The following is a 4,498-nucleotide window of genomic DNA, read 5'->3' as shown; positions in this document are numbered from 1 at the left end:
CACTCCTTTCAGACCATGCCTCATAGATCCGCTTGTCCCATTTGCTCTGGAAATAGGCGATAGTGAATCACACCGGCTTTCATGGAGACCATTTCGTTTAAGTCAGGCGGCCATGGCCTGACCGGTGTGTTGCTGGTAGAAGTTTGCCTCAGCTTCTGCCGGCGGTATATATCCAATCGAGCTCACTAGCCGTTGGTGGTTGTACCAGTGAAGACAGTTCAAGGTGGCGATTTCGACGGCTTCGCGGCGCTCGGGGGAATAGTTGATGGGAACCTTCTCTCTGCCGCAGGTTGGAGATTCAAACTCTAACATGTGTAGAGGTTCCAACTATTCTGACAGCGGGGGCGGTCGGGTCATCAAGGGCTGGGACCAGGGCCTGATGGGCATGCGGGTCGGTGGTCGCCGTCAGCTGTTCGTACCTGCCGAACTGGCCTACGGCGAGCGCAGCGTTGGCGAGCATATCAAACCAGGCAGCAACCTGCGGTTCGAGATCGAGCTGCTGGAAGTGCTCACCCGCGACGACTGACCACCGCCTCGCCGAACCACCCGCGGCATGGCACAACACAGGAAGCGAGCATGGCAGAGACCCTGACATTCAACATGGACGCCGTCCTGCAACGCCTGTTGGAGGAGTGCTACAGCCTGCTGGCAGCACTGCCGCTGTTCCTGCTTGCGCTGATTGTGGTCGCCGGCTTCTGGCTGCTGGGAAGCTGGCTGGCCCGCCGACAGATGCTGGACCGGGTTGCCCGGCGCAACCCATTCCTGCGCGAACTGACCCGCACCACCGTACGCTGGGTCATCAGCCTGATCGGCGTGCTGATTGCACTGGAGATCATGGACGCCACCGCCTTGGTCGGCGCCGTGCTGGGTACCGCCGGGGTCATGGGGGTGGCGCTCGGCTTCGCCTTCAAGAGCACCATGGAAAACTACCTAGCCGGCATCCTCATGAGTCTGCGGCAGCCGTTTTCACCGAAGGATCATGTCGTCATTGATGGCAACGAAGGCATTGTGGTCGCCCTGACCTCACGGGCGACCATCCTCATGACGCTGGACGGCAATCACCTGCGCCTGCCCAACGCCCTGGTATTCAGCAGTGTGATGCTCAACTACACCCGCAACCCCAGTCGTCGCTTTGGCTTTGATGTCGGCATTGGTGTCAACGAGGATCTGGTGCGCGCCCAGCAGATTGGCATTGACGTGCTGAACACGCTGGAGGGCGTGCTGGACACACCGCCGCCACGCGCCTATATCACCGCGCTGGGCGACTCCAACGTCCAGATCCGCTATCAGGCCTGGGTAGACCAGCGCAGCCATGACTTTGCCAGCGTAAAGAGCGAGGGCATTCGCCAGGTCAAGCTGGCACTGGAAGCCGCCGGGATGGATATGCCAGAGCCGATCTACCGGGTACAGCTGAGCGAGCGCGGGGCGGCCTCCAGCCCGGGCGTCACACCACCGGCAACATCGACGCAAACTCGGGCACCCGCTGCGGTGGATACCCGCGTGCAGGCCGATCTCGAGGAGCAGATCGCTGCCGACCAGCGTAGCCGCGGCAGTGAGGATCTGCTCGACCCCGGGGCGCCAAAGGAATAAGCGGTTGACCATAACCGGCACAGCCGCTAGATTCGACCCATGACCAGCACACGCGCACTGACCAGCCGAATGATTATTACCGCCATTCCCACAACGGCGGGCTAGCATCGTGCGCACCCAAACCCGCCTCTGAGGCGGGTTTTTTCATTCTGTCTCCGGGGCAAACAAGCATCAGGAGACCGTATGACAACTGCTCTATCCCTCTCTTCAACCGACACCGAAACCGACCCGAGTGACGACGACGCCCCGGCACGATTACGCAATCTGGTCGGCAGCATCCTGTCGGCACCGGTCTATGACGTCGCGACCGAGACCCCGCTGCAATTCGCCCCGCGCCTGTCCTCGGACCTGGGCAATCAGGTTCTGCTCAAGCGCGAAGACCTGCAACCGGTGTTCTCGTTCAAGATCCGAGGTGCCTACACCCGCGTCGCCCGACTGAGCCCAAGCGAGCGGGCGCGCGGCGTCATCACCGCGTCAGCCGGTAACCATGCCCAGGGACTGGCACTTGCTGCCCAGCGACTCGGCGTGCGCGCGCTGATCGTCATGCCCACCACCACGCCAAAGCTGAAGGTCGAAGGCGTCTGTGCCCGGGGCGCCACTGCGCTGCTGCACGGCGACGGCTTCCCGGAAGCACTGGCACACGCGCTGCAGCTGGCAGACAAGTATGGCTATACCTTTGTCCCGCCGTTTGACGACCCGGATGTGATCGCCGGCCAGGGAACCGTCGCGGTGGAGCTGCTGCGTCAGCATCAGGGTGCACTCCACGCGGTATTTGTACCGGTCGGTGGCGGCGGGCTGATCGCCGGGGTAGCGGCGTATATCAAGTATCTGCGCCCAGAGGTGCGGGTGATCGGCGTCGAGTCGGAGGAATCCGCCTGCCTGCAGGCAGCACTGGCGGCCGATGCCCGTGTGGTCTTGCCAGCGGTCGGGCGCTTTGCCGATGGCGTCGCGGTCGCGCAGATCGGCAAACTCAATTTCGCCTTCTGCCGACGCTACGTCGACGAGGTCATCACCGTCAGTAACGACGCCATCTGCAGCGCCGTACGCAGGATTTATGACGACACCCGCTCGATCACCGAGCCCTCTGGCGCGCTGGCAGTAGCTGGCTTGCGCGAATACGTGCGACGCGAAGGTATCCGCGACCAAACCCTGATTGCGATCAACTCGGGTGCCAATATCGATTTCGACCGGCTGGGGCAGGTGATTGAGCGGAGTGGGAGCGCAACCGATTGAGCAGTCAGGTGGCCGCCGCTAGCAGCAAGCAAAAAGCCCCGACAACCGGGTTAAGTTGCCGAGGCTTTTTGACGAACTGCAGAACCGGCTGGATCAGAACGCCAGTTGGTAACTTGCAGCAACCCACATGTCAGGCTGGTCGCTGTCGGTGGTGCCGTTCAACATCAAAGAGGCTTTGCCATCACCCAGCGCACCTTCGATCCCCACACCCGCCTTCAACCAGTCGTTCTGGTAGTCTTCCCCGGGCAGGCTGAAAGCGAACAGGCCATCAATAGAGCCACTGACACCGGCACTGCGATCCTCAAAACGATGAGCCGCCTCGAGGTTAGCTACCAAGTTGTACCCGGCCAGCCAGCTCAGCGGTGTTTCAGTCCCAAAGCCCAGTCGAGCTTCGGTGAAACGATCGGTACGGCTATCGAAGCTGGCAGGATTCGTACCGCCTTCCTCTGTATAACCATCCAGCTTGGAGTGTGTGTAGCTCAGGTCAGCGTAGGGGCTGATGCCAGTATTTCCCAAGGACAGAGCATCGACCCAATCAACACGTGCACGCAGGCCCCAGGTATTGGAGTCGGCATTTCCCTTCGAAGAGTCAGGAGTGCTGAGGCTAATGTAGCCGCGACGAATGTCCGCTTCACCCCAGTGTCCAAACGCGCCAACCGTGGCATATACCTTGTGCTGTTCCGAGACGGGAACGATACCCTCAATCATCAGGTATTGACCGTCACTTTCGGCACGGCCGCTGTTGCTCAAATTCTGACGCGCCCAGGTCTGGCCAAGAGAAGCATTGAGCTGCACAGCACCATAGTTGTGACCAACGCTGACTTCAGCCAGGCCGGTGGAGCCAGAGCGCTGGCCGTGTTCATCCGTACCCCAGTCACCAGCAACCCAGAAGGTGCTCTGACCCGGGGCAACCATGCGGGACAGCGGGCGGCTGTGGGCGCCGTTGATCATCATATTCAGGCCGCTGTTAAGCGAGCTCAACCCCAGCGAAGTGGACTGCAGGCTGTTAGACAGAGAGGCCAGAGTGACCAGCTCGCTGATTATGGCGTAGTCGTAGTTATCATCCACGCGGGGGCAACCAGACGGACAGTGACTGACGCCGGACCCAGTGTAGTAGTCAATCGAAACAAAGTCGTTTTCAACACCGTAACCAAATAGCAGAAACACGCCCAAGTTTCCAGCATCCCCAACCAACTGGGCCAGTCCAAAAGACAGGTCAGAGTTCCCCCACCACGGCTGTGCAGTGAAGATATCGGGGTTCGCAGTATAGGAGGTGTACACCGATGAAATGGTGTAGGTGCTGCCACCGTACTGGACCGTTACTGGAGGGCTCGGCTGCATTGGTTCAGGGGTTGCATGGCTGACGATCGGCAGACACAGACCACTCAGCAGACTGAACGGCAGCATTATTTTTTTCAGATTCAAGGCTATCTCCCTGGCTACGATGACTCGTTGCTCGATATTAAAATGATGTCAAACTGCGCCATCCTGCCAAATTGCCAGAAAATAGACAATCGGTAACAGCATATATTCGTTTAGGGAAACTCTGAAAAAGACTTTCTGATTTGGCAAAATACCGCGACCCCACCCACCGAGTTTCCCGATGAAGCAGATGACCTTCGCCGACGCCGAGTACGCTGGCAAGCGCAAGCAAACCCGCAAGGAGTTGTTCCTG

The 4,498-nt window shown here is 59.8% G+C and carries 3 protein-coding genes and 3 pseudogenes; 3 read left to right on the top strand and 3 right to left on the bottom strand.

The annotated features are described in order from the left end of the window. Positions 1-102: 102 nt before the first annotated feature. Positions 103-246 (bottom strand): annotated as a pseudogene (locus AC13EY_RS16315) (IS3 family transposase); the annotation flags it as partial. A gap of 94 nt (positions 247-340) precedes the next feature. Here AC13EY_RS16315 and AC13EY_RS16310 point away from each other — a divergent pair. From AC13EY_RS16310 to ilvA, 3 genes and pseudogenes are all read left to right on the top strand, one after another. After that, positions 341-526, top strand: a pseudogene (locus tag AC13EY_RS16310) (FKBP-type peptidyl-prolyl cis-trans isomerase); the annotation flags it as partial. A 50-nt stretch (positions 527-576) separates the two neighbouring features. Continuing rightward, positions 577-1,590: a mechanosensitive ion channel family protein gene (locus tag AC13EY_RS16305; RefSeq protein ID WP_335599618.1), complete on the top strand. Its 1,014-nt coding sequence runs from the start codon at positions 577-579 to the stop codon at positions 1,588-1,590. A gap of 264 nt (positions 1,591-1,854) precedes the next feature. Further along, positions 1,855-2,805: pseudogene (ilvA, locus tag AC13EY_RS16300) on the top strand (threonine ammonia-lyase, biosynthetic); the annotation flags it as partial. 111 nt (positions 2,806-2,916) lie between these two features. Here ilvA and AC13EY_RS16295 read toward each other — a convergent pair. Together AC13EY_RS16295 and AC13EY_RS16290 are read right to left on the bottom strand one after the other, a co-directional pair. Beyond that, positions 2,917-4,248, bottom strand: coding sequence for an autotransporter outer membrane beta-barrel domain-containing protein (locus AC13EY_RS16295; RefSeq protein WP_335599617.1), 1,332 nt, complete (start codon positions 4,246-4,248; stop codon positions 2,917-2,919). A gap of 37 nt (positions 4,249-4,285) precedes the next feature. Continuing rightward, a partial coding sequence (locus tag AC13EY_RS16290) for a hypothetical protein (protein WP_482875806.1) occupies positions 4,286-4,498 on the bottom strand: 213 nt, incomplete at its 5' end.

Source organism: Halopseudomonas sp. L-58, assembly GCF_056859475.1.
Note: the sequence above shows the minus strand (reverse complement) of the source record. Positions and strands in the feature narration are given on the sequence as shown.